General features: G+C 68.6%; 3 protein-coding genes. 2 read left to right on the top strand and 1 reads right to left on the bottom strand.

The window, feature by feature from the left end:
• Positions 1–75 precede the first annotated feature (75 nt).
• Positions 76–4536 carry a DUF6531 domain-containing protein gene (locus tag FOE67_RS14190; RefSeq protein ID WP_228473882.1) on the top strand — a complete coding sequence of 1487 codons (4461 nt, stop codon included), beginning with the start codon at positions 76–78 and terminating at the stop codon, positions 4534–4536.
• A gap of 68 nt (positions 4537–4604) precedes the next feature.
• Positions 4605–5132 (top strand): hypothetical protein, encoded by a 528-nt coding sequence (locus FOE67_RS14185; protein WP_228473881.1) that lies wholly within the window; start codon positions 4605–4607, stop codon positions 5130–5132.
• Positions 5133–5535: 403 nt separating this feature from the next.
• Here FOE67_RS14185 and FOE67_RS14180 read toward each other — a convergent pair whose 3' ends face one another.
• A complete protein-coding gene (locus FOE67_RS14180) occupies positions 5536–5757 on the bottom strand; it encodes a hypothetical protein (protein WP_182664213.1) in 222 nt (73 codons plus the stop codon).
• Between the last annotated feature and the right edge of the window lie 126 nt (positions 5758–5883).

Genomic DNA, 5883 nt, shown 5'->3' with positions numbered 1-5883 from the left:
GTGGGGTACGGGGCCGCAACTGAACAACGGGGGTCGATGGGTATGGCGCGGGCGTCGGATTGGTCGCCGGTGGAGATGGGTTCGGATCCCACCCCGGGGGATCCGGATCGCATCGAGCGGCTGGGCAACAAGCTGGAGGAGTTCGCGGAGGACGTCTTCACCGCCCTGGGCAAGGTCCGTGCGATGGGCGAGGAGGGGGCCCTCGCCTCTTTTGTGGGGGAGAGCGCGGAGGCGTACCGGGATCGCTTCGACAAGCTCCCGCCGGATCTGGACAAGTTGCACACCTCCTACGACCTGGCCGCGCAGGCCCTGCTCACCTACGCGCCGAAGCTGCGGGAGGCGCAGGGGGATGCGGATCGGGCGTTGAACCGGGCGATCGAGGCCCGGGAGGAACTCTCCACCGCCCAATCCTGGTTGGAGCGGGCGACCTCGGCCCTGGAGGACGCCGAGGAGGCGGCGGAGCCGCCGGATGAGGGCGAGGTCGCCGCCGAGGTCCGCCGCGCCCTGACCGACGCGGAGACCGACAAGGGCGACGCCGAGACCGCCGTCACCGACGCCCGCGAAAAACTCGACCTCGCCATCGCGCTGGCCGGCCAGGCCAAGGAGCTGCGCGAGGAAGCCGCGCAAAAGTGCAAGGCGGACCTCGAAGAAGCCTCGGAAGCGGGAATCCCGAATCGCAAGTGGTGGCAGAAGGCCGCCGATTGGGTGGTGGACAACTGGGACACCATCGTCGCCGTCGCCAAGGTCGTCGTCGCGGTGGTCGGCATCATCGCCATGATCATCGGCGGGCCCCTGGCGTGGCTGGTCCTGGCCGCCGCCCTGATCGTGTTGGCCGACACGTTGATCGACTACGCCAACGGCGACGCCACCTTGTGGGATGTGGGCTTCGCGGCCCTGGACTGCATCCCCGGTTTCAAGGGCCTCACCACCGCCGCCGGACTGGTATCCGGCATGAGGACCGGGTTGAAGGGCCTGGCCACAGGGGCCGCGGGGTTGGGCAGGAGCGTGCGCAAGCAGGCCGTGAAGATGGTCGGCCGCAACGGTTGTGGCGATCCCGTCGACGTGGCCACCGGCGAGGTGTTCATGTCCGCCACCGACGTGGAGTTGCCCGGCATCCTTCCTCTGGTGATCGAGCGGCACCACATATCCGGCTACCGCGAGGGGCGCTGCTTCGGGCGCTCCTGGGCCTCCACCCTCGACCAGCGGCTGACGCTGGAGGACCGCGGGGTGCGTTTCCACACCGAGGACGGGATGTCCTTGCTCTACCCCGTCCCGCAGGCCGACCCGGACCATCCGGTGCTACCGGTCGAGGGGCCCCGCTGGTCCCTGGCATGGGACGGCGTCCCCGGCACACCACTGACCGTGTACCAGCGGGAGAACGGCCGCACGCTGCACTTCGCCCCGGTGGCCGGTCGGTCCGGCGCCGAACTGCCTCTGGTCGCGATCACCGACCGCAACGACAACCGCGTCGACTTCCTCCATGACGAGGACGGTGTTCTCAGCGAACTGAAGCACTCGGGTGGTTACCGGGTGGGGGTCACCGTTCGGGGCGAACGCGTCGTCTCCCTCGTTCTGAAGTCCGATCCGGATGAACCGACCCTCGTGACCTACGACCACGACGACGCCGGCAACCTCGCCCGCATCCACAACTCCTCCGGTCTGCCATTGCGCCTGTGGTACGACGAGGATCACCGGCTCATCCGGTGGGAGGACCGCAACGGCATCTGGTACCGGTACGAGTACGACGACGCGGGACGTTGCGTGTTCTCCACCGGGACCGAGCGGGCGATGGAGTACCGGTACCGGTACGACACCGCTGATCATCGCACCCGGGCAACGAACAGCCTCGGCCACACCACCGTCCACCGGTTCAACGACAGTTACCAACTGATCTCCCGAGCCGATCCCCTCGGGGGCACGAGCCACCGGTCATGGGACCGTTACGACCGACTCCTGAGCTTCACCGATCCGCTCGGCAGAACCATGACGATGGAGTGGGACGAGCGGGGCGACCTCATCGGAACACGGTTGCCCGACGGCACCACCTCCACCGCTCGTTTCAACGAATCGGGCCTGCCCGTGGAACTGGTCGCCCATGACGGAGCGGTCTGGCGACAGGAGTGGGACGAACGCGGCAACTGTCTGTCGATCACGGCCCCCGACGGTGCCACCACCACCTTCACCCGGGACCGTACCGGTGCTCTCGGCTCGCTGACCGATGCCGAGGGCGCCGTGTTGCGTCGCACCAACTCCCCCGCCGGTCTGCCGGTGTCCGTGATCGACCCGCTGGGTGCCGAGACCCGCTACCGCTATGACGCGTTCGGCCGGACCGTCGCCGTGATCGACCATTTCGGCGCGGTCATCGAGCAGTCCTGGACCGTTGAGGGTCTGCTCGCCTCCCGGTCGGGCCCGGATGGCGCCATCGAGAAGTGGCATCACGACGGCGAGGGAAACCTCGTGGGGTACACCGACGCGCTGGGGCGGGTTACCCGTTACGCCCACACCTTCTTCGACCTCATCGCCTCCCGAACGACGCCCGACGGGGCCACCCACACCTTCGAGTACGACACCGAACTTCGGCTCACCGCCGTCGTCAACCCGGCGGGGCGGAGGTGGGAGTACGTCTACGACGAGGCCGGTCGCCTCGTCGCGGAAACCGACTTCGACGGCAGCACCCTGCGTTATCGTCACGACGCCGCCGACAACCTGCTCGCTCGCACCAACGCCGTGGGGCAGACCATCACCTATCGCTACGACGATGTCGATCAGGTGGTCGGTAAAAGTGTCGACGGGCGGGAGGTCGTCTACGACCTGGACCCCGCCGGGCGGGTTCTGCGGGCCGCCGACCCGTTGGTCGCCCTTGCCCTCGATTACGACCGGGCCGGTCGCGTCACCGGGGAAACCGTCAACGGCCGTACGCTCACCACGGTTCACGACGCGCTCGGGCGCCCCACCGAGCGCGTCACACCCGCCGGGGCCGTCATCGGCTATCGGTACGACGCGGCCGGGCACCGTGCTTCCCTGACCTTCTCCGGGAAATCGATGGAGTTCACCCGGGACTCGCTGGGCCGCGAAACCGACCGTCGATGGGGCACCGGTGCTCCCCGCCTCACCACCGCCCGGGACGCGGCGGACCGCATCACCGCCCAAACGCTCACCGCGGCCGGTGCCGACCGGCCCGTTCGACACCGCGCCCACGCCTACCGACAGGACGGCAGTCCGATCGTGATCGCCGATTCGGCGAACGGCACCCGGACCTTCGATCTCGATGCCGGGGGCAGGATCACCGGTGTCCGTGCCGAGGGCTGGACGGAGAGCTACGCCTACGACGAGTCGGGCAACCAAACGGAGGCCCACTGGCCCGATGGGCAGCCGCAGCCGGAGGCCCGCGGGGAGCGCCGGTACAGCGGGAACCGCGTGATCCGCGCCGGATCGGTGCACTACGAGTACGACGCGGCGGGCCGTGTGGTGGTGCGGCGCAGGACCCGGTTGTCGCGCAAGCCGGACGTCTGGCGTTACACCTGGGACGCCGAGGACCTCCTCACCTCGGTCGTCACCCCGGACGGCACCACCTGGCGCTATCTCCACGACGCCCTGCGACGCCGGGTCGCCAAACAGCGGTTGGCGGCCGACGGCGAGACCATCGAGGAGGAGACCCGTTTCGTCTGGGACGGTCCCCACCTGGTGGAACAGACCACCCGGATCGCCGGCAGCCCCGAGGAACACACCCTCACCTGGGATCGCGAGGGGATGCGTCCGATCGCGCAGACCGAACGCACCACTTCGGCCGATACTCCCGATGAGGTCATCACCCAGCGCTTCTTCGCCATCGTCACCGATCCCGTCGGTACGCCCACCGAACTCGTCGACGAGGACGGGGAGATCGTCTGGAGCGCACGTTCCACTCTCTGGGGCCTCACCACCTGGCAGGCGAACACCGCCACGACGACCCCTCTGCGGTTTCCCGGCCAGTACCACGATCCGGAGACGGAACTCCACTACAACTACTTCCGCCACTACGACCCGGCCACCGGCAGCTACATCAGCCCCGATCCGCTCGGGCTGGACGCCGGGCCCAACCCCCGGGCCTATGTGAGCAATCCGCTGATGTGGGTGGACTACCTGGGGCTGCTGACCTGTGCTCAGAACGCCGCCATCCTGCGGCGGAACATGGCAGCCGAGGGCCGCGCCCCGGCATCGGGTCAAGCGGCGGCGCATATCGTGCCATCCAGCCTGAATCGTGGTGGCGCCGCCAATTCACGAAAAATCCTGAGCAAATACGGAGTGGATATCAATGATGCCGCAAACGGCATCCCCCTGGGGCACCCCACACCCCACAACTACACCCATCGGACAAATTTCCTCAACCGACTGGACGACCACTTGCAGGAAACAGTGGACACCATGGAGCAACTCGGCCGTGGAGCGGATGAAATCGGTAGAGCTCTGCGCACCGAGTTGCGCGGTATCGGCAAGGCGGTGGAGCAGGAACTGAAGACCGGCGCCCCGGGTGCGGGAGCATACTGGACCGCATGAGCGATGCACCCCACCCCCCTGTGTCGGTTTGCCGACTGCTACCGAACATTCCGGACGGAACCCGCGGGTTGGCCTTCGATGACAGCATCAAGCAGTTGATGCGGTGGCAGATGACCGGTTCCGCCGAAGACCACCCCACCGCCGTCCGAGCCGAATGGCGGGACAGGGAGGGTGAGCGCAAGGCCGACTTTCCCACCGGTCGCCCCACCGGGCCGGTGCTCAGCCGGCGATTGACCAAGGCTTTGGGAGAAGAGACCCTGGTGCGCGCCGGCACCCTGATGCCTCTGTGCATCAACGGCGTCGAGCAGAACGAGCACCGCCTGTACGTGGTCAGCCAAGTGGTTGACTGCCTCAATGTCGAGCTTTCCTCCGAGCCCGATTCGCTGACCGGAAGAATCAAAAAATCCGTCTTCCGTCCCGAGGCCGTGCCCGCGGACCTTCCCGCCTTCCGGATTCCGCAGTACCCGATGGCCGTGCACTGGAATGGCTGGGCCGCCGACATCCTGGCCCGCGAACTCGGCGAGGAACTCGAGGTCCGTCTCATCTGGTCGGAGGATCCCGGGCTCACCCCCCACCCCGACCCCTGGGGCTTCTGATTCCGTCGGCTCGGACAGTCGATGGCGGGTGCGCTCGTTCATGGCGGCGCGGGGGCGAGGTCGGTCGGTGGTGGCTGGGGCCCGGTGAAGGACGGCGATCGGGAACACGGAAGGTTCGGTGGAGGAGCGGTTGGTCCGGGGCACCGTTCGCCGACCGCCGGTGGCGCAGCCCCGCCGTCGGTCGGGTCGAGGATCAGTGGTCGGGACAGAGGATGCGCTCGGCGTCCACGAGGGGGCGGGCCGGATCGGTGTCGACCTGCCTGTAGCCGATGTGGTACCGGGCGGCGACCGACTCCGGGAGTTCGCCCTCCCCGGTGGACGGTCTCGCGCTCGGCCCGCGCGAGGGAGTCGTGGCCCGAGCCCTGTTCGGCGCCCGGGTCCGGGGTGATGTCGCGCAGGGCGTTCACCATGCGGCGCGCTCGTGGGCGGCGTACACCCGCTCCCCCGGCTCGGCCGTGCAGTCGTCCTGCGGATCGCGGTCGAGCAGGTTCTCCTGCCCGGCGTCGCAGGCCGGGGAGTCGTTCTCGTCGCCGGTCTCCCCCTGCTCGGCTCCGCCCTCCGCGTCCGGGGAGTCGGCCACGGAGTCGGTCGAGTCGGCGGATCCGCCACCGTCCGTGGAAGGCATGGGACCCCGGGATCGGTGGGGTCGAGGGGCCCCTGCGCTCCGCGGGGAGATGGGCCGCCGGGGGTCTCCCCCACCCCCGTGGCGCCGACCCCGGGCTGTCTCTTTTACACATCGGACGCTGCCGAC

Source organism: Streptomyces calidiresistens, from assembly GCF_014141525.1.
Lineage (GTDB): Bacteria > Actinomycetota > Actinomycetes > Streptomycetales > Streptomycetaceae > Streptomyces > Streptomyces calidiresistens.
The sequence above is the reverse complement of the archived record's forward strand: the minus strand, read 5'-3'. Positions and strand labels throughout refer to the sequence as shown.

What these genes read in the sequence shown, in the direction of transcription:
- FOE67_RS14180 (WP_182664213.1), bottom strand. Translation starts at nt 5,757, where the DNA reads ATGCCTTCCACGGACGGTGGCGGATCCGCCGACTCGACCGACTCCGTG.
- FOE67_RS14190 (WP_228473882.1), top strand. Translation starts at nt 76, where the DNA reads ATGGGTTCGGATCCCACCCCGGGGGATCCGGATCGCATCGAGCGGCTG.